Genomic DNA, 21,634 nt, shown 5'->3' with positions numbered 1-21,634 from the left:
GAAGCTCGCGTTGCGGTGGCCGCGTGGTGTGCACCCGGCTCGGGGGTGCGCCGTCAGACGCGGCCGGTCAGCTCCCGGGCCTTGTCCAGGCCGGGGTAGGTGCGCACCGGTGCCGACATCAGGAACCGGTAGCCGTCGTCGAGTACCTGCTTGACGTTGTCGGCCGTCACATGGGGGTGGCCGACGGCGACCCCGCGTTCGCTGCAGATGTCGAGGATCCGCCGCTTGCATGCGAGGACGCGCGGGTGCTCGTACTGGCGGGGGAAGCCCAACTCCTGGCTCATGTCGCCCTCGCCGATGAGGATCAGCCCGATCCCCGGTACCTGGTCGAGGATGTCCGGCAGGTTCTGGATGCCGAGCTGGTCCTCGATCATGAGGCCCACGAGGATCTCGCCGTCCGGGGCGAGCGGCCAGACGTCGGCCCGGGCGTAGTACTCGATGTTGGAGATGCCCCAGTAGCGTGTCGCCGCGTGCGGGCCGTCGCCGCGCAGACCCGCGGGCTCGTACAGCGGGGCCTCGGGCAGCCGCGGGTAACGGCAGGCGACCACGGCGTTACGGGCCTCCTCCACCGTGGAGATGTGCGGCCAGATGATGCCGAACGCGCCGAGGTCGAGGGCCTGCTTGGCGTGCCACTGCGCCTTCTCCGCGCCGTTGGCGGGGATGCGCACCAACGGGGTCACGGCCGGGGCGAGGCTGTCGGCGCCGAAGATCTGCCGCCGGCTGAGCAGGTACTGGAAGCTGTCCCGGAGCGCGTTGACATCCCAGGGCTTGTGCTCCATCTCGAACACCACCGCGTCGTAGTGCGTGGTGCTGAGCTCGATCGCGGCCGCCGGGTCGGCCGCCGAGAAGGTCGCGAAGACGTGCTGTCCCGCGTCGAGGGCGCCGATCACCTTGTTGAGCCTGGACGTTGTCACGGACGGCCTCCTCGACCGAGTGCTTCAGGGGACGTGTTCGCGGAACCGGGTGCCACCTGCGGCGGCTGCCCCTGGCGCCTGGCGCGCCGCCCCGCCCACCACGCACGCAGCCGGGCGAACAGGCCGGTCGGCCGGGGCGCGGCCGTGAGCGGCTCGAGTGGCCCGACACACTTCTGGACCAGCTGGTCGGAGAACTCCTCCGTCATCCGCGAGATCACCGCGCCCGCGCCCGACTCGATCAACTTGGCCAGTTTGCCGTTGAGTTGGACCTCGCCGTCGACCGCGACCCTCGACGTGTCCGGGGTCTGCCCCGCGATGACCCGGAAGGTGGCCTCGGCGCTGAAGCGGGTGGCACCCTGCCCGTCCTTGCCCCGGGCCGTCAGCCGGCCCTCGTGTCCGGACTCGTCCAGGTCCAGGGCGACGCGGGCACCGAACGTGACTCTGATGCCGCCGAACCGGACGACGAGTGTCCCGTCGAAGGATCCGTCGTCGTGCGACGGGCCGAGTTCGGCCCCGCCGATGCACGACACGACGTCCTGGGGGTTGGAGATGACTTCCCAGACACGTCCGGGCGGACTGGGTACGGCGATCTCTTCCGTGATCGATAGCAACGCTGTGAACCTCACTCGGCGGCAGCAGGACGGCATGCCGAAGCCGGGCATGGCGGCACACACTGCGTGGCGGCTGGTGGCGCGGATGGAATGCACCGGGCGTCGGGCCCGGGAGCCCGCTCGCGCGGCAGGCTCGAAGAGAGCGACGGTACGGCCTGCTCAGGCGGCTTCCTGCTGCTCGGAGGCGAAGAGGCCCCAGAGGTCGTTGTAGAGCTCGGAGAACTCGCGGGTCTCGACGAGGGAACCGATGCTGCGTGGGCGCTGGAAGGGAACCTGGATGACACGACGGATCGTGCCCGGCCCGCGCGACATCACGATGACCTCGTCGGCCAGGTAGATGGCCTCGTTGAGGTCGTGCGTGACGAAGATCAGGGTCCCGTTCTGCTCCTGCCAGATGTTGAGCAGCTCCTGCTGGAGCTTGAGCCGGGTGATGGCGTCGAGCGGCCCGAACGGCTCGTCCATCAGCACGATGGACGGGTTGTAGATCAGCGCCCGCGCGATCGCGCAGCGCTTCTGCATACCGCCGGACAGCTCCCGGGGGAAGTGGTCCTCGAAGCCGGTCAGGCCGACCAACTTGACCCAGTGGGCGATACGCTCCTCGCGCTCCTCCTTGGGAACCTTGCGGAACTTGAGCGCCAGGCCGATGTTGGCCCGGACACTCAGCCAGGGCAGCAGATGGGACTGCTGAGTCACGTACGCCGCATCGGAGTTGACGGCGGTGACCAGTTCGCCGGCGTAGTGGACCTGCCCCTGCGTGGGCGTGAGCAGTCCGGCGGCCAGGTTGAGAATGGTGCTCTTTCCGCACCCGCTGGGCCCGATCACGGCGACGACCTTGCCGCGATCGACCTTGAACGACACGTCCTCGATCGCCGGCCTGTGCGTACCGGGGAACTGCAGAGTGACGTGCTCGAGACGCAGTGCCTCCGGGTGGGAACTGCGCTGTGTGGTCGACATATCTGTCTCCTCGGCCTCCCCCTCGCGACGAGATGAAGCGGGGGCCGTGCGCTCGCGCCTGTGGCGGCGTTCATGGATGGCGGTGCAGTGAACTGCTCAACTGCATGACAGTGGTGCGACTGATGCTCTGGGTTACGCAATCTCCGGCGGCACTTCCCGCCGTCGAGATTGTCCGACAACCAGCAATGTGAACGTAACACTGTCACCTGGGTGGCACAAGAAGTGTGCAGGAAGAACCTGCTCTTCGCGGATACAGCGATTCAACCCGCCGAAAAATTGTCGGACAATTATGGCGACGTCGGTACAGCACAGTCCCGAAGTGGACGGCACGGCGGGGCAGTTGGGGGCGCGCCGGGGACGGGTGCAACACGAGGAGATGGCCAACGCCGCACAGAGCCGAAGCGCCGACTGAGTCAGCGGCGCCGGGACGCGCGACCGACCAGCGACAGGGCCAGCACGGCGAGGCCGCTACCGGCCGCGGCCAGCCCTCCGACGAACAGCGCGCTACGGGCTCCCCACGCCGCGCCGATGAATCCGACGGTCGGCCCGCCGACGACGGTGCCCCCCAGCCAGCCGATCGACCAGATCGACAGCACCCGCCCGCGCATCCGCGGCGCGGCCGCCAGTTGTATCAAGGTCTTGGCGGACGAGTTGAACGTGATCGAGGCGGAGCCGACGAACACGAGAACGACCAGTGCCACGGGGAGGGTCGGCGCCAGGGCAGCGGCGCAGATCAAGGCTCCCCAGACCACCGCCGACACCGACAGCGACCGCGTACCCAGCCGACGGCGACGCACCGCGGCCAGTCCGCCGAGCACCCCGCCCACGCTCATGACGGCCATCGCCGTGCCGTAGCCCGCCGGCCCCGCCCGGAACGCCGACGTGGTCAGCAGCGGCAGGCTCACCGGGAACTCCCAGGTGAGGATGCCCGTCACGTACACCATGACCATCGGGTACAGCAGCTCGGGTGTGCGGCGGACGTAGGCGAGACCGGCGCGGATCTGCCCCTTCGCGCATACCTCGCGCTCGGCCGGATACATCTCCGCCGTCCGCAGCCTGAGCAGACCGACGATGACGGCCAGGAACGAGACGGTGTCCAGGGCGAAACACGGGGTCACCCCCAGGGCTGCGATCACGGCCCCGGCGATGCCGGGTCCAGCCAGCTTGGCCGTGTTGATGAAGGTGGAGTTGATCGCGATGGCGTTGCTCAGGTGGTCCGCGTCGACGAGTTCGCCGATCAGTTTCTGACGCGCGGGGTTGTCGAAGACGTTCGTGAGGCCGAGCGCCACCATGAAGACGATGAGCAGCGGCAACGTCACGAGGTGGGTCCAGGACAGCACGGTGAGCAGGGCGGCCTGGACGGCGAAGCAGATCTGGGTGAGGAGCAGCAGCCGGCGGATGTCGTGGCGGTCGACCACGAGGCCGCCCCAGGCTCCGAGGAGGAGGATCGGTAGGTACCGGGCGCCGGTCACGATGCCCAGCACGGTCCCGCTGTGGGTGAGTTCGAGGGTCAGCCAGCCGACAGCGATGTTCTGCATCCAGTTGCCGACCACGGACGTGAACTGCCCGACCGCGAACCGCCGGTAGTTCCTGATCCTGAGCGAGGCGAAACTGCCCGGCCGCCCCGGCTCCTCGCCGGCGCACGGCACGGGGCGAAGCTCGTCGGGAATCAACCGGCGTTCGCGCCAAGGACCTTCTCCGCTTCGGAGAGGAGGCTCGACAGGCTGTCGTGGTCATGGAGTGTCGAGGTGGGAAGCCACTTCAGGCGCGCCTGGCAGACGGCTTGCAACACAGGGGTTCCTCTCGTGCGCGAACAGTCGGTGCTTGTGCTCTTCAGTGCTGTGACATGGCTCGTGGCGGGCGCGTCTGGCGTGGATGCACCGGTCCCCTCGCTCGCCGGTCCGGGACAAGATTGTCCGACAAGCGATGACAGGGAACGTAACAGCGCCCAACCAGGCCTCACAAGCCCCATGGACAACACGGCATTTGATGGGCCAGGCGGCTCAACCGCCGCCTCTTGTCCGACAATCCAGGTCGTGACCTGCGGCGGGGACGCGCTCGGTGTGGCGTGCTGCACGACCTCAGGATGACGCGAAGTCGTCATGGCGCCGGCCAGTGGAGCGGGAAACCTTATGTTGCGCTGCGTGCCGCCTGGGAATACGTCCCGCGCTCTGGACGCGCGACCCCTCCTGCCCCAGACTGAGGCCCCACGTGGCGAGTTGGCGTCTGGCGTACGCAGCACCTGCCGGTCCCCCGACCTGTTCTCCTCCCGAGCAGCGAAGGGCCGCATCCACCATGCAGAATCCCGAGCACGCCCCCACGACAACCTCACGCACCACACCCTCGGCGCGGCCGTCCCGCAGACACGTGCTGGGCTCGATCGCCGCGTCCACCGCTGCCGCGGCCGTACCGACACTGGGCTTCGCTCCGGCGGCGAAGGCCTCGACCGGCCGGGGGCCCGAGCCCGTCTACATCGGCACATGGCAGGGCACCCAGGTCAACGCGGCCTGGTTCGATCCCGACCACGGCACCCTGACACCACTCGGCACCGCGGCCCAGGTCAACTCCAGCTGGCAGACGCCGCACCCGACCGAGCCGATCCTCTACGTCGGCAGCGGCGACGCGGGCGGCACCGTCTCCGCCTTCCGCAGTGACAGGACCAGTGGCGCCCTGAGCTTGATCAACCGGGTGGTGACGGACAGCGCCGCCACACCCGGCGGGCTGTCCTACATCGGCATCGACCCGCCCTCCCGCACCCTCCTGGCAGCGAACTTCGCGGCGGGCTTCACCGCGTCACTGCCCCTGCGTCACGACGGTTCCCTCGGCCCCTTGGTGTCCACGGTGGCCGACACCGGATCCGGCCCCAACCCACGCCAGCAGAGCCCGCGCCCGCACCACGTGGCCGTCGCCCCGAACGGCCGGTTCGCCCTGGTCGCGGACTTCGGCGCCGACCGCGTCTTCGTCCACCGCTTCGACCGCGACACCCGCGGTCTGTCCGCGGACCCGAGGGCCGAACAACGCGCCTACGCCACGCCCCCCGGCTCGGGCCCCCGCCGCATCCAGTTCCACCCCGATGGCCGCCACCTCTACCTTCTCAACGAGCTGACCGCCGACCTCCACGTCCTCGACTGGAACCCCCGGCGCGAGACACCCCTCGAGCTCCGCCAGAGCCTGTCGACCGACTCCCCCGACTTCACCGGCACCAAGAGCGGCGCCGAACTGGCCGTGAGCGGGGACGGACGCTTCCTGTACACCTCGAACCGCGGCGAGAACACCCTCGTCGTCTTCGCCACCGACCCCACCACCGGCAGACTCACCCTCATTCAGCGCGTCCCGTGCGGCGGCGTGTCCCCGTGGAGCTTCTCCCTGCACCGCAGCGGGAGATGGCTCCTGGTCGCGAACCGGCTCAGCAACACGGTCGACCTCTTCAGCATCGACCGGCACACCGGCAAGCTGACCGGTACCGGCACGTCCATACCCGTACCGGGCCCCGACTGCGTGACGTTCCTTCCCCGGGCCTCCCACGCTTACTGATGGAATGAACCGTACAGGCCGTAATCGCCGTCGCTCCTGAGGTAGTTCACCTGGAGGACTGCCGCGGAAGTACCGGTCGGCGGCCTGCCGCGCACGAGGGTGGATCGCGGCGGCCGATGGAGTTCCCACTCACCACAAAGGGTCCGTCAGCAAGCTGACGGACCATCATGACTGAATTCTGTGAAGGCTGAACACCCCTGGGTCGTCGTCCGTATGGAACGGAGCCGCTTCACTCCTGTCGGGCGCCTCGATGCCCCGCAAGGAAGTCAGAGGAGTTCCATGGGACGCTCATCGCGAAAACGCCGCTCCACCGCCGCCCGCCGTGCGATCGCCGCCTCGGCGGCCCTCGTTCTGGGCGGCGGCGGACTGATCGCGGCGAATTTCTACGCCTCGGCGCACGAGGAGAACTCGGCACCGAGCAGCCAGAGCCAGACCACCGCCGCGCAGGTGGCCACCATCGACTGCCCGGACGTCGGCAACGAACTGGCCGACGTCCCGGACGGTGCGCGCGAGGGCGTCGACGGCGAACTGGCCAACCTCGACCGCCAGATCACGGAGGCCTACAACCGCCTCGCCACGACCCGCGATGCGGCCTCCAGGGACCCGAACTTCGTCCAGAACGCCATTCTCGGTCCGCTCAAGGACAAGCGGGCGGCGGTCATCGACCGTCTTGAACTGATCATCGGCCGGGTGGGCGGCACTCCGCCGGGCAACCTGGACTCCCTCGCGCCCTGTACGGGGCGCGCGGCGGACCAGCCCCAGACCGACGACGGGCAGACGGGCGACGGCCAGAACCAGGACGGGAACGGCCAGAACCAGGACAGCGGAAACCAAGGGGACGGTCAGAACCAGGGCGACGGTAACCAGGGCAACGGTCAGAACCAGGGCGACGGCAACCAGGGCGACGGTCAGAACCAGGGCGGCGGCCAGAACCAGGGCAACGGCGGTCAGGCCGGAAACGGACCCGTCGCCGACGACTTCGTCGACATCACCACCGTCCAGCCCAATGTCCAAAAGCCCCGGCGGGGCCAGAACGCGTCGCGGGGTTCGTTCACCAGTTCCTGCGGCACCAACGAGAACGGCAAGTTCAACACCGACAACGTGATCGTGGCGCCCGGCGTCAGCAACGGCGCCCACCACCTCCACGACTACGTCGGCAACCAGGCGAACGACGCCTTCGCCGACAACGACGCGTTCGCGAACGCCGAGACCAGCTGTGCCAACCAGGGCGACAAGTCCTCGTACTACTGGCCGGTGCTGCGCGTGCAGGACGGCACGAACGAGTTCGACGCGAACGCCGACGGCGGCGGCAAGGAAGGGAACGTCGGCCGCGTCCTGCGTGCCGAACAGGCCCAGATCAAGTTCGTCGGCAACGCGCGGGGCAAGGTCGTCGCCATGCCGAAGTTCCTGCGGATCATCACCGGTGACGCCAAGGCCCTCACCAACGGCGACGCGAACGCCAACGCCTCGTGGAGCTGCACCGGATTCGAGGACCGCCGGCTGACGGACAAGTACCCGCTGTGCCCCGACGGCAGCAAGGTCGTGCGGACCTTCGACTTCCAGAGCTGCTGGGACGGCCAGAACATCGACAGCGCCAACCACCGTACGCACGTGGCCTTCGCGGACCCGGCCACCGGGGCCTGCCCGGCGAACTTCAAGGCGATCCCGCAGCTGACGATGCGCCTCGTGTACGACGTGCGGCGGCCGGTGATCGAGAACGGGCAGGTGCAGAACCCGTTCGCCGTGGACGGCTTCCCCGAGCAGCTGCACAAGCCGATCACCGACCACGACGACTTCATCAACGTCTTCGACGAGAACCTGATGAACAAGATGGTCGAGTGCATCAACGGCGGCCGGCGCTGCCGCTGATCCGGCACGTGCTGCCGTCCGGCGGCGGGCGGGTTCCCCGGGTCCCCGCCCGCCGCACCCCCACGATTCGCGGTCAGCCCATGTCCATGCCCATGTGGTGACCGGAGTGCCCGCCTTCGCCGTCCCCGCCACCGGTGCTCCCCATGTCGTGCGAGGCGCCGGTCTCCACGGTCCCCCCGAGCCGGCCGCGCAGCGCCGTGACCACCTTGGGCTCGCCGACGGCCACCCACTTGCGGCCGACGAGATACGAACCCCCGTAGTCCTTGGCCTGGTTGAGCCATTCGCGCTGGCCCCGGTCGGTCGCGAACGTGGCGAGGACGAACCGGCCGTCGCTGTTCCGGCAGATCGCCTGGCGCAGCTCGTCCGCGTCCGTCTGGATGTCCGGCTTGCAGCCCACCTCGCCGGCCAGGTGCTCCAGGCTTCCCGTCGCCGCCTTCGGGGCGCCGTCCGCGTCGCCGCTCCCGCTGCAGCCGGTCAGCGCCAGCAGCGCCACGGCTGCGGCAGCCGCAAGCCTCTCCCGCGTGCGCCTCATTCGTTCCCTCCGGTTCCGTCCGGCCTTCGGCCTCTCGTCGAGAGGTCCCGCCTTCGATACGGCTCCCGCACGCCGCGCGCTCAATCGGCGGCTGCGTCCGGAGCACGCAGGGCGGACAGTTCCGGTTCAGTCAACAGTGAGCGGGTCGTCCCGAGCGCATCATTCCGGTGAATCCGCGAGCGCGCACGTGCGAGTGTGAGCCCGTGACCGCAGAACCGATGAAGCCGGCAACCCCCGACACCGTGAACACGACTCACGACACCGTACGCGCGACCCAGGACACCGTCAGCGCGACCTCCGCCCCGGCGAGCGCGGCTGCCGCTCCCGCGAGCGCGGACTGGGAGCGGCGCACCGCGGCAGCCTGGGCGCGGCTCGACGAGCTGGACGAGGCGCAGTTCCGCGACCTGATCGACGAACTCGTCGCCGAACTGCCCCCGGACAGCGCGATCGGCCCCTTCGAGCAGGCCTGCGCCTTCGACTCGACCGGGCACTCCGACAAGGCCGTACCGCTCTACCGGGAGGCCCTGGAGCGCGGTCTCCCCGGCCTCCGCAGGCGCCGCGCCAAGATCCAGCTGTCCAGCTCGCTGCGGAACACCGGCCGGCCGGAGGACGGCGTACGGCTGCTCACGCCCGAACTCGACGCCGAGCCGGACGAGCTGGACGACGCCGTGCGCGCGGTCCTGGCGCTCTGTCTCGCGGATCTCGGGCGGGAGCGCGAGGGGCTCGCGCTCGTGCTCGGCGCGCTGGCCCCCCATCTGCCCCGCTACCAGCGGTCGATGGCGAACTACGCGCGGCTGCTGGTGGAACCGGAGAGCGCCGCCTGACGGAGGGCCCGCCGCAGCGCATGCGACACGCCCGGGTGAACCCACCGAGGTGACCATCCGATGATTCGCTCGTTTTGCTGAACGTGCAGTCACAGGACGTCGTCACCCTCCCCGAACAGGCCCGCGGCCAGGCCGTCGCGGTGGAGCAGGCCGAGGCCGCGCTCGTCGAGCACTATGCGCGGCTTGTGCGGCTCGCCTATCTGGTGCTGCCGCCGAGCCCGGGCCGCACCCGCCGGGTGCTGAGGGCCCACGCGGTCGCCCAGCGCGCGCTGCCCCGGGGAAGCGCCGCCGAGGCGCCGGACTCCTTCGCGGTGTCCCCCGGTGCCCTGCGGGCCTGGGAGGCGGCCCCGTCGGCGGCACGGTCCGGCGCGGGCGCGGCCCCGGGCCGCAACGGCGATCCGGGGTACGCGTATGTGAGGCTCCAGGTGCTGCGCACCGCGCTCAGGGCCGGACGCCCGTTCAGCCTGCGGACCTGGCCCCGGCACGCGCAGCTGCCGCCGCTGCTGCCGCAGGTGTGGGGGCTGCGACTGTTCCCCCGGTCGGGCGGCGCCGCCGAACTCGCCCTCGACCAGCGGTTGTCGGCGCTCTCCGCACCCGCGCGTGCCGCCTATGTGCTGCGCGGACTCGAGCGGCTCACGGACGCCGACGTGGTCCCGCTGCTCGCCTCCGCCGGGGTCCCGGACCCCGGCGAGGCCCTCCGGGAGGCCGACGGTCTCGAGGCGAGGTACGAACTGCTGGAGTCCCCCGAGTTCGACCCGTGCTCCCTGCAGGCCCGGCCGACCGACCTCGTGCGCCGCAGGCACCACATGAAGGCGGCCGCCGCAGCCGCGGCCGCGGTGGTCGTCTGTGCGGCGCTGCTCGCGATGCCGGGCAGCGGCTGGGGCCCGAACGGAGCGGCGGCTCCCCCGTACGCACAGAACCCGGCCGCCCAGGCCGCCCTCGACCCCGCCGAGCTCACCAAGGTCGCGCCCACGGCCTGGAAGGAGTCCGCACGCACGGACTTCTCGGTGTGGCCCGCGCGCGGCAACCTCACCGGCGACCGGGCGCTGCTCCGGCGCGCCCTCGCCGTATGGGCGCGGCCGGGCCCGTCCGTGCAGGTGTCCGCGACGCCCGGCACCGCTGCGGGCGCCCCACCGGGCCCCGCGCAGCTGCTGTACGCGGGCGAGGTGGACGAGGCGCGGGTCGTGCTGCTGTACGACGGCCTGCGCATCGCGCGGTACGCCGAGCCGAAGGACGGCACGAGCGGTGCCGCACTGGACTTCGCCCGCGTCGACGGGGCGACCGCGGAGGAGGCGAGCGCCGTGGTGGTCGACAGATCCGACGGCAACGTCCGCTATCTGACTGCGCCTTGGGTGACCGCGACGTCCGTGCGCGACCTGCTGCGGCCCGACGCGAAGCCGACGGAGCTGGGCCGCTCCCCGGACGGCGTCACGGATCCGCTCCCCGGTCCCGCGCGGGCCGGCGCCTGCCGCTCGTGGAACGTCCTCCAGGTACGGCAGGACGCATCGACACGGCTGATGACCGACCTCGGCGAGCTCGTACCCGCGCATCTCACCGCCGGCCGCCCCGAGACACCGCGCGAGGCGACGGGCCCGCTGTCGCTCGCCGGCTGGGCGCGTACCGCCTGCTCGCTCACCGCGGTGCGCTCCCACGGCGTGCGGTCCGTGAACCTGTGGCAGTACGCCCGGCAGCAACTGCCCGAGTCAGACGGCTCCGCGACATGGATGTGCACCCGGGCCGAGACCTGGCGTGGCACCGGCAGCCGCGTCCTCGCCGACTTCGTGGAGCCCGGCCGTGCGGCCGGGGCTGTCGCGGCCAAGGCCGAGGACTCCTCCGCCTGCGGCGCACGCGAACCGCACGTCCTGGCGGGCGTGCTGTGGAAGTCGCAGTCCGGCGCGTGGTATCTGCTGGCCGCGGGAAGCACGCAGGTGGTGTCCATCCGGGCCACGGGAGCGGTGAGCGGCAGCGCCCGGGGCCATGTGCTGTCCGTACGGACGAAGCAGGGAGTGCAGGCGGGCCTGAAAGGACAGCTCGCGGACGGAACAGTCATCTCGGTGCTGCGCTAGCGCCCTGGGCTGCACCTGCCCGTCGTCTGTCTCAGAAGCCCGTCCCCCTACCTGCCTCAGAAGCCCGCGGTGAACAACTCGTGCCTGAATCATGGTGAGTCGTAGCGGATCCCGTGACGACATGAAGGTGCCCGGTCGCTAGGGTGTTCGTATGACAACCGGGGAGCGCCGCAGAATGGGAGTCGAGGAGCGGCGGCAACAGCTGATCGGGGTCGCACTCGAACTGTTCAGTCAGCGCTCGCCCGACGATGTCTCGATCGACGAAATAGCGTCGGCGGCAGGCATCTCACGCCCGCTCGTCTACCACTACTTCACCGGCAAACTCAGCCTCTACGAGGCGGCGTTGAAGCGGGCCGCCGAGGATCTCGCCGACCGCTTCACGGAACCCCACGAAGGTCCCCTCGGGACACGGCTGCACAAGGTCATGGGCCGCTTCTTCGACTTCGTCGACGAGCACGGACCCGGCTTCTCCGCACTGATGCGCGGCGGCCCGGCGGTCCCCGCGGGCGGAGCCTGCCCGGTGGACGAGGTGTCGACGACCAACGCACTCATCGACTCGGTGCGACAGGTGGCGTACGAGCAGATCCTCGAGCATCTCGGGATCAGCGAGCCGCCCGCCCGCCTCGAACTCGTCGTGCGCTCCTGGATCTCGCTCGCCGAGGCGACCGCACTGATCTGGCTCGACGGCCGCCGCATCCCGCGCGCCGAACTGGAGATGCAGCTCGTGCACGACTTCGCCGCGCTGACCGCGGTGAGCGCCGCGCACGACGCTGACATGGCGGACGTGCTGCGGCGCATGCTGGCGGACGAACCGGCCGACAGCCCGTTCGGCGATCTGGTCGGCCGGCTGACCGCGCTGGCGCCTCAGGGTTCCTGAGTCACCCCTCCTCGTACTTACGGTAGGAGTCGTCGAGGTCCCGCACCTCGGCGGAGACATGCAGCGCCAGGCCCTCGGCCGGCTTCAGGAACTGCCGTACGAGGTCGAGGGCTCCCTCCGTGAGCCTCGTCTTGGTCTCCTCCGTGCGGCCCGCGAGGAGGCCGAGAGTGATGTGCACGACGGCGTGGCCGTCCGCCTCGTCACCGACCACGGTCTCGTCGGCCGGGCGGAAGACGACCTTGCAGTTCTCGATCTTGGCGGCCGCCACCTCCACGACGAACGGATTCAGGGCGAGCGCGAAACCCCGCCGGTCGAAGGTGTCGGTCAGCTGTGCGGAATGGTCAACGGTGATCTGTGGCATGGGGACATCCTCGCGCATCCCGTCTCGAAGGCGGCAGGAAGGGGCGGGCCCGCACGGACCCGCCCCTTCCGCTTCTGTCCTTACCTCGCCGTGAACACCGCGACCGTCCGCCCCGGTACCGTGAAGGTCCCCGAGCCCGTCTCGTACGCGGCCTTCTTGACGACGTCGTCCGCGCCCGCGGCCTGCACGGGATGCAGCGCGTACTCCTTCCCCGCGAGCTCACCGATGCGCTGGGTCTGGCGCTCCGGAGTGGCGTTGAAGACGACGACCAGGTCACCGAGGCGCATCGTGATGACGCCCGGCGTCTCGTCCTTCCCGGACAGCGGGAAGGAGAGCTTCGACTGCACCTCGCCGGCCGTGGAGAGCCCGAAGGCGTCCTCGCTCGTACGGATCTTCAGCAGGTCCTGGTACGCGGCCGACGCGCCGTTGATCTGGGCGCAGCCCACCTTGAGCGTGGAGGCCGTGAGCAGCGGCTGGGCGTAGGGCCACTTGGCCTTGTTGTCGGCCGCGGGCGGCAGTCCCCGTCCGAAGCCGTTGCCGTCGGCGCAGTCCCAGTGGATGGCGTTGAACCAGTCGCCGCTTTCGTACGAGTTGCGGTCCAGGGACTTGGAACGCAGCAGGTCCGAGCCGGCCTGGGACAGGGCCGGGCCCTGCGACAGGGCGGCCGTCGCCATGGCGAGCACCTGCATGCGCGCCCGGTCGTCGGCGCTCACGGACGACGGGAGCTTGTAGGCGAGCGCGTCGTACAGCGACTCGTTGTCGTGCGCGTCGACGTACGCGAGGGCGTCGCCGGGCGCCTGCGCGTATCCGGCGGGAGCGCCGTTGTAGTCGACCTCGGAGCCCTTGACCTCCTTGCCGCTGGAGTCGGTGAACGTGTAGCCGGCGAGGTTGCCGGAGAGCCCGACCTTGATGAGGTCCTGGTAGTGCAGCAGGCGGGCCTTCTGCTCGGCCTCGGTGCCGTTGGCCTTGGAGGAGTTGGGCTCGGTGTAGAGGCCGGACGCGAAGCCCTGGACGCCGGGGTCCTCGTCGAACGGGCCGCCGCCGCGGACGGCGTCCCGGGCCCGGTCCGAGAAGGTCGCGATGCCCGTGCCCGCCATGTTCTTCTGCGTGGCCTGCTCGAAGCGGGCGTCGTCGGCGACCTCGCCGAAGTTCCAGCCCTCGCCGTAGAGGATGATCTTCTTGCCGTCGACGCCGTCCTTCTCCAGCGTCAGCGCGTCGAGGGCCTTCCTGACCGCCAGGATGTTGGCCTTCGGGTGGTGCCCCATCAGGTCGAAGCGGAACCCGTCGACCTTGTACTCCTTCGCCCAGGTGACGACCGAGTCGACGACGAGCTTGCCCATCATGGTGTTCTCGGTCGCGGTGTTCGCGCAGCACGTGGAGTTCGCCACGGACCCGTCGGCGAGCAGCCGCTGGTAGTAGCCGGGGACGATCCGGTCCAGGACGGAGGTCTTCGCCTGTCCGCTGGCGGCGGTGTGGTTGTAGACGACGTCCATGACGACCCGCAGGCCGTCCTCGTTCAGCGCCTTGACCATCTTCCGGAACTCGACCGTGCGCCCGGTCCCGTCCGGATCGGTCGCGTACGAGCCCTCGGGCACCGTGTAGTGGTACGGGTCGTAGCCCCAGTTGTACGCGTCCTTGGCGGCGATCTTCGCCACGCACTCCTGCTGCTTCTCGGAGTCCGCGGGATAGGAGGCGAGATCGCAGTCGGTCGTCGCCTGGTCGGACTTCTTCTCGGGGATCGTGGCGATGTCGAAGGCCGGCAGGAGATGCACGTACGACGTGCCGGCCTCGGCGAGCTTGCGCAGGTGCTGGGAGCCCTTGCTGTCCTTGTCGGTGAAGGCGAGATACGTCCCCGGGTGCTCCGAGGTGCTGTCCGCGACGGAGAAGTCGCGGATGTGCAGCTCCTGGATCTGCGCGTCCTTCAGCGCGACGGCCTTCGGCTTCTTCAGGGCCGACCAGCCGGACGGGGCGAGGGACGGGTCGTCGAGGTCGGCGACCAGGCTCTGCTCGGAGTCGGCGGTGAGCGCCACGGAGTAGGGGTCGGTGACCTTGTTCGTGACGATCTTCTGGACGGTGGGCGCCCAGACGTCGACGACGTACCGGTACGGCTTGCCCTTCCAGGACTTCGGCCCGGTGACCGACCACACGCCGGTCGAGGCGTCCCGCTGCATGGGCACGGAGGTGCCGTCCAGCTCGAGCGCGACGTTCTGCGCGGTGGGCGCCCACACGGAGAGCGTCGGCTTCCCGTCATGGAACACCGGCCCGAGGTCCGCCTTCGTCGCCCCGGCGTCGGCGTACAGGTCGTCGAGCACACCCGCGATCTGCACGCCCGTCGCCGCGAGCACCGCACCGTTCGCGGCCCGCTGCGAGGCGACGATCTGGCCGCGCAGCGCCTCGCGCACCCGGTCGCGGTCACGCGGGTCGACGGACCAGGCGGTGTAGTCCTTCAGATGCGGGAACTTCGCCTTCTGGGCGTCGGTGAGCGTGGTCTTCTCCAGCCGCAGCCAGCGCTCGTCCGTGCTGGTCAGCGCCCCGTCCTCGGCGGTGATGGAGCCGGTGCGGGAGTACAGCAGCTGGGTGGAGGCGGCCGCCTCGCTGCCGTTCCAGGCGACGGTGTCCCGGTCGATCCACACCGCCTTGGATGTGGTCAGGTCGAGCGCGGCCGAGGTGCCCTCTGCCTGCGGCAGCAGGTACTTCTCCTGGCCGTTCAACAGCCACACCTCATGGCCGTTCGCCGTGAGGTCGAGCGACTGGTCGGCAGGCAGGTCCTTCTCGTCGCCCTTGTGGACGATGTAGCTGAGGCTGGTGGCACCCTCGGCGAGCGGCACCTCGAAGACAGCGCCATAGGCATCAGTCTTCACCGGCTGCAGCGGCTTCGACCAGTCGGTGGGGTTCGCGGCGCCGGTCCACACGTGCAGGCCCCAGCCGTCGTAGTCGCCGTCGGCACGGTGGTAGTGCAGGACCGCCTTGGTCTTGTCCTGCGCCGGGTAATCGGACTCCGGGCGCTCGGTCCGTACGGCCTCCTTGCCCTGCTCGACCCAGACCTCGCCGGTCTTGGTCACGTCGATCGAGCGGTCGGCGGCGACGTCCTTGTTGCCGTCCTTGTCGATGACGAGGAAACCCACGTTCGACGCGCCGGCCTTCAGCTTCACCCAGGCGAAGGCGCCGTACGCGTCGCGGCCGGTGAAGCCGTGGCCCTCGGGCCAGGTGGTCGCCTCGCCGTCGGCGATGTCGCCCCAGGCGTAGAGGCGCCAGTCGGTGTAGTCCCCGTCCTCACGCTTGTAGTGGACGATCGCGTAGTCCCGCGAAGATGCCGTCGGGATCTCCTCGGTGGGCGGGGTGCCGGTCGTACTGGTGGCCGTGGCGCTGGAGGTCCGGCCCGCCGAGTCGACGACGACGGCCTTGTAGCGCAGGGCGGTCCCGGCAGGCAGGTCCTTGTCGATGGCCTGCGTGACCTTGTACGGGGCGTGGTCGGCGGAGCCGAGCGTCTGCCACTTGCCGTCGCCGGTCTGGGCGGCGAAGACGACGCGGTCGAGCTGTCCCCCGTCGACGTCGGCGGAGATCTCGACGGTGCCGGTGGCGCCGTCGGCCGGGGCCTTCAGGGTGATCGACGGCTTGGTGGCGGGGGCGGCGAGCCTGCCCGCCGCCTTGAAGACGACCGAAGACCGGGCCGGGACGGTGACCGTGATCTTCCTGTCGCCGTCGCTGGTCACCGAGGCGTCGGTGCCGTAGACCCCGCGGAAGGTCATCTCCGCCGAGCCGGTCTCGAAGGTCTCCGTCTTCGCCTCGGCGGCGTTGTTCACGGCGACCACGTACTCGGTGCCGCTCTTGGCGTCCGTACGCGAGAAGGCGTACACGCCCGCGCCGTCGGCCGCGTACCGCTCCGTCTGGACGCCGTCCGCGAGCGCCGGGTTGTCCTTGCGCAGCTCGGAGAGAGCGGCGATCACCTTGTAGAGCGGTGCACTCGTGTCGTACGCGTCGCTCGCGTGCGTACGGTCGGTGCCCAGCTCGTCGTCGTCGAGGTAGTCCTCGACCTGGGAGGCGAACATCGTCTGGCGGGCGTCCTTGTCGCCGCCCGCGCCCGTGAAACCCTGCTCGTCGCCGTAGTAGACGACGGGGTTGCCGCGGCTGAGGAACATCAGCTCGTTGGCGAGCTTGTCCTTCTTCACCAGCTCGGCGTCGCTCGCGCCGGGGTCGTCCTGCTTCAGGAAGGTCCCGATGCGGCCCATGTCGTGGTTGCCGAGGAAGGTGACCTGCTCGTACGCGTTGGCCTTGTCCGTCGCGTACTTGTAGTCGTCACCGAAGACGGCGGCCAGCTTCTTCGCGCTTCCGCCCTGGGACGCATACGCGCGGGCCGCGTCCTGGAAGGGGAAGTCGAGGGTCGAGTCGAGGCGGCCCTGCGTGACGTACGGCGATGTGACGGAGGTGTCCGCGGAGTACACCTCGCCGAACATGAAGAAGTCGTCGCGCCCCTGCTGAGCTGCGTATTTGTCGAGAGCCGTGGCCCACTGGGTCCAGAACTCCATGTCGACGTGCTTCACGGTGTCGATCCGGAAGCCGTCGACGTCGAAGTCCCTGACCCATCGCTCGTAGATCTTCTCCATCCCCGCGACGACCTCGGGACGCTCGGTCCACAGGTCGTCCAGGCCGGAGAAGTCGCCGTACGTGGAGTTCTCGCCCGCGAAGGTCGAGTCACCGCGGTTGTGGTACATCGACGTGTCGTTGAGCCACGAGGGCACCTTGACGTTCTTCTTGGCGTCCGCCACGACGGGGGTGCGGGGGAAGGAGCCGGTGCCGACCTGGGGGAAGTCCTTTGTCCCCGCCGCGTAGTCCGCGTCGTCGAAGGGCTCGCCGTCCTTCGTCAGATACGGGAAAGCGCCCTTGGAGAGGTAGCCGTAGGACTTCTCCTTGTAGTCGACGACGTCGGCGGTGTGGTTCGTGATGACGTCGAAGAAGACCTTCATGCCCTTGGCGTGGGCCTTGGAGATCAGGGTCTCGAGGTCCTTGTTGGTGCCGAAGTGCGGGTCGACCTGGGTGAAGTCGGTGATCCAGTAGCCGTGATAGCCGGCCGAGGCGTCCTTCCCCTCGCCCTGCACGGGCTGGTTCTTGAAGATCGGCGCCATCCAGATCGCGGTGGTGCCGAGACCCTTGATGTAGTCGAGCTTCTTGGTGAGGCCCTTGAGGTCGCCGCCCTGGTAGAAGCCCTTGTCCGTCGGGTCGTAGCCCGTCGCCAGCCGCGAACCGGTCAGTCCGCCGCGGTCGTTGGCGGTGTCGCCGTTGGCGAAGCGGTCCGGCAGGACGAAGTAGAACTGCTCACGCGTGAGGTCGTGGCGGGCGGGCTCGGCGGCGAGCCGCGCGTCGGAGGGCGGTGACGGTACCGCCGCGGCCGCGGTCGGCACGGCGGGCACCAGCGCGGCGCACAGGGCCGCCGCGACGGCGGCCGCGGTTCTTCGCGCAAGACGCGGACGCGGCCAGGAAGGGCGTATCAAGGCGGGAACTCCCTTGGAGGTGCGAGGGTTACGAGAGACGGCCGCCCGGCGCAGGCGGGGCAGGAGGCGCCGGGCGGCCGGGACCAGGGGCGGCAGCGGGCGAGCCCGCAGAGGGTCAGCAGGCGGTCAGCAGCTCGATTTGCCGACGTACAGGGCGAGGGCCGTGTTGCTGCCGAGCGTCGCCGTGAACTGCCCCGAGCTGTTCACCGTGACAAGTGCGTTGCTCTGCACGTCGCAGTACGTGCCCGCGGGCAGCGAGGTCTGGTAGGTCCGGGTCAGTGACGAGGACTCGTGGTTGATGGCCACGAAGCCCTTGCTGCCGCGGCCGAACGCGATGGCGTCGTTGCCGTTGTCCCACCAGTTCGTGACGGACTCACCGCGGGTGGTGTTGCGGAAGGCCACCATGGACTGGATCTCGGGCCAGGCGTGCTGGCACTTCCAGCCGTCCTGCCAGCAGGCGTTGACCGTGCCGTCGCCCGGCGGACCGGCGTCCGTGGAGGACCACTCGTAGCCGGAGTTGATGTCCGGCGCGCCGTACGGCCAGGCGAGCATGAAGACGTTCGCGAGGGTGTAGTTGGCGCCGTCCTTGTAGTTGAGCGTGGAGCCGTTGCGCTCGGTGTCGTGGTTGTCGACGAAGACGCCCGCGACGCCGCTGCTCATGTAGCCCCAGCCCTCGCCGTAGTTCTTGAGGTAGGCGAGGTTCTCGCTGTTGAAGACCCGCTTGAGGTCGTACGCGTAGCGGAACTCCTGGACGTCGCCGTTGCCGGTGTACTCGGTGGGCTGCACGGCCTCACCGGACCCGTAGATGACCTCCTGCTTCCAGTACGCGGACGGGTTGTTGAGCCGGGACTTGATGTTCGCGAGGTCGTCCGCGGGGATGTGCTTGGCGGCGTCGATGCGGAAGCCGTCGGCGCCGTAGCCGAGCAGCGTGTTCATGTACCCGGCGATGGCCGAGCGGACGTACTCCTCGCCGGTGTCCAGATCGGCGAGCCCGACGAGCTCGCAGTGCTGGACGTTCCACCGGTCCTGGTAGTTGGAGACCTGCGCGGTGCAGTCGTCGAAGTCGTACGACGAGTACAGGCCCGGGTAGTCGTACTTGGTGTAGGAGGAGCCGCCGGTGCCGGTGCCGCTGCCCGCGGACATGTGGTTGATGACGGTGTCGACGACGACCTTCACGCCCGCGTTGTGGCAGGTGGTGATCATGTCCTTGAAGTCGGTGGCGTCACCGAGCCGCCCGGCGATCTTGTAGCTGACCGGCTGGTACGAGGTCCACCACTGAGAGCCCTGGATGTGCTCGGCGGGCGGGGAGACCTGGACGAAGCCGTAGCCGGCCGGGCCGAGCCGGTTCGTGCACTCCTTCGCGACGGAGTCGAAGTCCCACTCGAAGAGCACCGCGGTGACGTCCTTGGTGCCGGGTGGTGAGGCCTGCGCGGTGGCGCCGGGGACGGCGACCGCGACCGTCGCGGCCGCCACGAGGGCGAGCGCGCCGGAGAGGGTTCTGCTGGCCATGTCGGGTTCCTTCTGCGTGTACGTGGGGGGCGACACGCCCTCGGACGAGGGCGACACGAAATACCCGTAGGACAGTTGAAGGTTCTTGCTGCAAGTCATCAGAAACTTGCAGTGAGGCAGACGGTATGAGCCGGGGCGTTCGGGGTCAACCCTTTGGACATGCTCTCGTCACATATACGAAATCGCCCCGGAGCGGCGGTGATTGGTACCGCCGATGACCTGCCATGACCCGCCGAAAGCGCACCCAAGGCACACCAGAGGCCTGCCACCGGACCAGGCGGCAGGCCCCTGAAAGACCGCAGCAATCTCTTGCAAGCGGACTACACGACGCTGACGGTCAGCCGGTCGTCCACCACACCGTGGTGTCCGCCGGCAGCTGCGCCTCGCCGTCCACGACGGTGACGTCGCCGCTGGCGAGCAGGACGCGGCCGTACGCCGGCACGCGCACGGTCTCGCCCGTGGTGTTCGCGGTGCAGAAGAACTCGCCGCGGCGGAAGGCCAGGACGCCCGCGGGCGCGTCCAGCCAGGTGACCGAGTCCCCGGCGCCGAGGTCGCGCTGCTCGCGGCGCACGGCGAGCGCGCTGCGGTAGAGCTCCAGGGTGGAGCCCGGGACCCCGGTCTGCGCCTCCACGCTCAGCTCGCCCCACTCGGCGGGCTGCGGCAGCCAGCTGCCGCCGTCGCCGAAGCCGTACGAGGAGCCGGTGCGGGTCCACGGGATCGGCACCCGGCAGCCGTCGCGGAAGCCGTCCTGGCCCGCGCCCCGGAAGTACGCGGGGTCCTGGCGCACCTCGTCCGGCAGGTCCACGACGTCCGGCAGGCCGAGCTCCTCGCCCTGGTAGATGTACGCGGAGCCGGGCAGCGCCAGCATCAGCAGGGTGGCCGCGCGGGCCCGCCGCAGGCCGAGCTCGCGGTCGCCGGCGAGGCGTATCTGGGTGCCGAGGCCCGGCGGGTTGGCGAACCGCGTGGCGTGCCGGGTGACGTCGTGGTTGGACAGCACCCAGGTGGTGGGCGCGCCGACCGGGCGCATGGAGTCGAGGGAGCGGTCGATGACCTCCCGCAGCTCTCCGGCGTCCCAGGAGGTGCTCAGGTACTGGAAGTTGAACGCCTGGTGCAGCTCGTCGGGGCGGACGTAGTTGGCGGTGCGCTCGATGGTCGGCGTCCACGCCTCGGCGACGAAGATCCTCTCGCCCGCGTACTCGTCGAGGATCTTGCGCCAGCTGCGGTAGATGTCGTGCACGCCGTCCTGGTCGAAGAACGGCATGGCGTCGTTGCCGAGCAGCTTCAGCTGGTCGTGCGAGCCGAGGTCGGGGAGCCCCTCGGCCTTCACCAGGCCGTGCGCCACGTCGATACGGAAGCCGTCGACGCCCATGTCGAGCCAGAAGCGCAGGATCGAGCGGAACTCGTCGCCGACCGCCGGGTGCTCCCAGTTGAAGTCCGGCTGCTCGGGCGCGAAGAGATGCAGGTACCACTCGCCGGGGGTGCCGTCCGGCTCCGTGACCCGGGTCCAGGCCGGGCCGCCGAAGATCGACTCCCAGTCGTTCGGCGGCAGTTCGCCGCTCTCGCCCTTGCCGGGGCGGAAGTGATACCGCTCCCGCAGCGGCGAGCCCGGCCCCTCCTGCAGCGCGCGCTTGAACCACTCGTGCTGGTCCGACGAGTGGTTGGGCACGAGGTCGACGATGATCCGCAAGTCCAGGGCGTGGGCGTCGCGGATCAGCGCGTCGGCGTCCAGGAGGTTGCCGAACATGGGGTCCACGGCCCGGTAGTCGGCGACGTCGTAGCCGGCGTCGGCCTGCGGCGAGGCGTAGAACGGGCTGAGCCACACGGCGTCGATGCCCAGGTCGCGCAGGTACGGAAGTCTGGAACGCACGCCCTCCAGGTCGCCCATGCCGTCGCCGTTGCTGTCGGCGAAGCTGCGCGGATACACCTGGTAGATCACCGCGTCGCACCACCAGCCGGGGGTCGGCGCGGTGGCGAGAGCGGAGCTCTGCGGCTGCTCTGCAGTGTGCTGGCTCATGACGTCCTTGCTGCGTAAAGGGTTACGAATACGTAAAGCGGTACGAAAACGGTGGCGCACGGAAGTTACGGACTCGGGGC

The 21,634-nt window shown here is 69.8% G+C and carries 14 protein-coding genes; 5 read left to right on the top strand and 9 right to left on the bottom strand.

All coding sequences use genetic code 11. The annotated features are described in order from the left end of the window. Positions 1–53: 53 nt before the first annotated feature. The 4 genes from ACWD4J_RS01185 to ACWD4J_RS01170 all read right to left on the bottom strand — a co-directional run bounded on the left by ACWD4J_RS01185 (position 54) and on the right by ACWD4J_RS01170 (position 4,128). On the bottom strand, positions 54–914 hold the full coding sequence (locus ACWD4J_RS01185) for an HpcH/HpaI aldolase family protein (RefSeq protein WP_451393157.1): 861 nt from the start codon (positions 912–914) through the stop codon (positions 54–56). Then, positions 911–1,525, bottom strand: coding sequence for an SRPBCC family protein (locus tag ACWD4J_RS01180; RefSeq protein WP_451393156.1), 615 nt, complete (start codon positions 1,523–1,525; stop codon positions 911–913). The genes ACWD4J_RS01185 and ACWD4J_RS01180 overlap by 4 nt, the downstream gene beginning before the upstream one ends. A 159-nt stretch (positions 1,526–1,684) precedes the next feature. Beyond that, positions 1,685–2,479 (bottom strand): ABC transporter ATP-binding protein, encoded by a 795-nt coding sequence (locus tag ACWD4J_RS01175; RefSeq protein WP_451393155.1) that lies wholly within the window; start codon positions 2,477–2,479, stop codon positions 1,685–1,687. A 413-nt stretch (positions 2,480–2,892) separates the two neighbouring features. Continuing rightward, the gene (locus tag ACWD4J_RS01170; RefSeq protein ID WP_451393154.1) at positions 2,893–4,128 is read right to left on the bottom strand and encodes an MFS transporter; all 1,236 of its coding nucleotides are present in this window, start codon (positions 4,126–4,128) and stop codon (positions 2,893–2,895) included. A 646-nt stretch (positions 4,129–4,774) separates the two neighbouring features. Between ACWD4J_RS01170 and ACWD4J_RS01165 the strand changes: the two genes are divergently transcribed. Both ACWD4J_RS01165 and ACWD4J_RS01160 read left to right on the top strand, forming a co-directional pair. After that, positions 4,775–6,013 (top strand): lactonase family protein, encoded by a 1,239-nt coding sequence (locus ACWD4J_RS01165; RefSeq protein WP_451393153.1) that lies wholly within the window; start codon positions 4,775–4,777, stop codon positions 6,011–6,013. Between the two features lie 279 nt (positions 6,014–6,292). Next, positions 6,293–7,882, top strand: a complete 1,590-nt coding sequence (locus tag ACWD4J_RS01160) for a DUF1996 domain-containing protein (protein WP_451393152.1) — start codon at positions 6,293–6,295, stop codon at positions 7,880–7,882. A gap of 73 nt (positions 7,883–7,955) precedes the next feature. Here ACWD4J_RS01160 and ACWD4J_RS01155 read toward each other — a convergent pair whose 3' ends face one another. Next, positions 7,956–8,414 carry a hypothetical protein gene (locus tag ACWD4J_RS01155; protein WP_451393151.1) on the bottom strand — a complete coding sequence of 153 codons (459 nt, stop codon included), beginning with the start codon at positions 8,412–8,414 and terminating at the stop codon, positions 7,956–7,958. A gap of 203 nt (positions 8,415–8,617) precedes the next feature. Here ACWD4J_RS01155 and ACWD4J_RS01150 point away from each other — a divergent pair, with 203 nt between their 5' ends. The 3 genes from ACWD4J_RS01150 to ACWD4J_RS01140 all read left to right on the top strand — a co-directional run bounded on the left by ACWD4J_RS01150 (position 8,618) and on the right by ACWD4J_RS01140 (position 12,181). Next, positions 8,618–9,238, top strand: a complete 621-nt coding sequence (locus ACWD4J_RS01150) for a tetratricopeptide repeat protein (protein ID WP_451393150.1) — start codon at positions 8,618–8,620, stop codon at positions 9,236–9,238. 83 nt (positions 9,239–9,321) lie between these two features. Further along, entirely contained in the window at positions 9,322–11,304 is a 1,983-nt protein-coding gene (locus tag ACWD4J_RS01145; RefSeq protein ID WP_451393149.1) for a hypothetical protein, read from the top strand. 151 nt (positions 11,305–11,455) lie between these two features. Further along, complete coding sequence (locus ACWD4J_RS01140; RefSeq protein ID WP_451393148.1) at positions 11,456–12,181, top strand: TetR/AcrR family transcriptional regulator; 726 nt, start codon at positions 11,456–11,458, stop codon at positions 12,179–12,181. Position 12,182: 1 nt separating this feature from the next. Here the strand turns inward: ACWD4J_RS01140 and ACWD4J_RS01135 are convergent, their stop codons facing one another. The 4 genes from ACWD4J_RS01135 to ACWD4J_RS01120 all read right to left on the bottom strand — a co-directional run bounded on the left by ACWD4J_RS01135 (position 12,183) and on the right by ACWD4J_RS01120 (position 21,554). Further along, entirely contained in the window at positions 12,183–12,542 is a 360-nt protein-coding gene (locus ACWD4J_RS01135) for a 5-carboxymethyl-2-hydroxymuconate Delta-isomerase (RefSeq protein WP_451393147.1), read from the bottom strand. 80 nt (positions 12,543–12,622) lie between these two features. Beyond that, a complete protein-coding gene (pulA, locus tag ACWD4J_RS01130; RefSeq protein ID WP_451393592.1) occupies positions 12,623–18,028 on the bottom strand; it encodes a pullulanase-type alpha-1,6-glucosidase in 5,406 nt (1,801 codons plus the stop codon). Positions 18,029–18,157: 129 nt separating this feature from the next. Then, on the bottom strand, positions 18,158–19,540 hold the full coding sequence (locus ACWD4J_RS01125) for an alpha-amylase (RefSeq protein ID WP_451393146.1): 1,383 nt from the start codon (positions 19,538–19,540) through the stop codon (positions 18,158–18,160). A gap of 337 nt (positions 19,541–19,877) precedes the next feature. Beyond that, positions 19,878–21,554 (bottom strand): glycoside hydrolase family 13 protein, encoded by a 1,677-nt coding sequence (locus ACWD4J_RS01120; protein WP_451393145.1) that lies wholly within the window; start codon positions 21,552–21,554, stop codon positions 19,878–19,880. Between the last annotated feature and the right edge of the window lie 80 nt (positions 21,555–21,634).

It is taken from the genome of Streptomyces sp. NPDC002577 (genome assembly GCF_053594815.1).
Note: the sequence above shows the minus strand (reverse complement) of the source record. Positions and strands in the feature narration are given on the sequence as shown.

Bases quoted from the DNA above. Each gene is read 5' to 3' on its own strand.
- ACWD4J_RS01175 (WP_451393155.1), bottom strand. From the start codon at position 2,479: ATGTCGACCACACAGCGCAGTTCCCACCCGGAGGCACTGCGTCTCGAG.
- ACWD4J_RS01165 (WP_451393153.1), top strand. From the start codon at position 4,775: ATGCAGAATCCCGAGCACGCCCCCACGACAACCTCACGCACCACACCC.
- ACWD4J_RS01160 (WP_451393152.1), top strand. From the start codon at position 6,293: ATGGGACGCTCATCGCGAAAACGCCGCTCCACCGCCGCCCGCCGTGCG.
- ACWD4J_RS01155 (WP_451393151.1), bottom strand. From the start codon at position 8,414: ATGAGGCGCACGCGGGAGAGGCTTGCGGCTGCCGCAGCCGTGGCGCTG.
- ACWD4J_RS01140 (WP_451393148.1), top strand. From the start codon at position 11,456: ATGACAACCGGGGAGCGCCGCAGAATGGGAGTCGAGGAGCGGCGGCAA.
- ACWD4J_RS01135 (WP_451393147.1), bottom strand. From the start codon at position 12,542: ATGCCACAGATCACCGTTGACCATTCCGCACAGCTGACCGACACCTTC.
- ACWD4J_RS01125 (WP_451393146.1), bottom strand. From the start codon at position 19,540: ATGGCCAGCAGAACCCTCTCCGGCGCGCTCGCCCTCGTGGCGGCCGCG.
- ACWD4J_RS01120 (WP_451393145.1), bottom strand. From the start codon at position 21,554: ATGAGCCAGCACACTGCAGAGCAGCCGCAGAGCTCCGCTCTCGCCACC.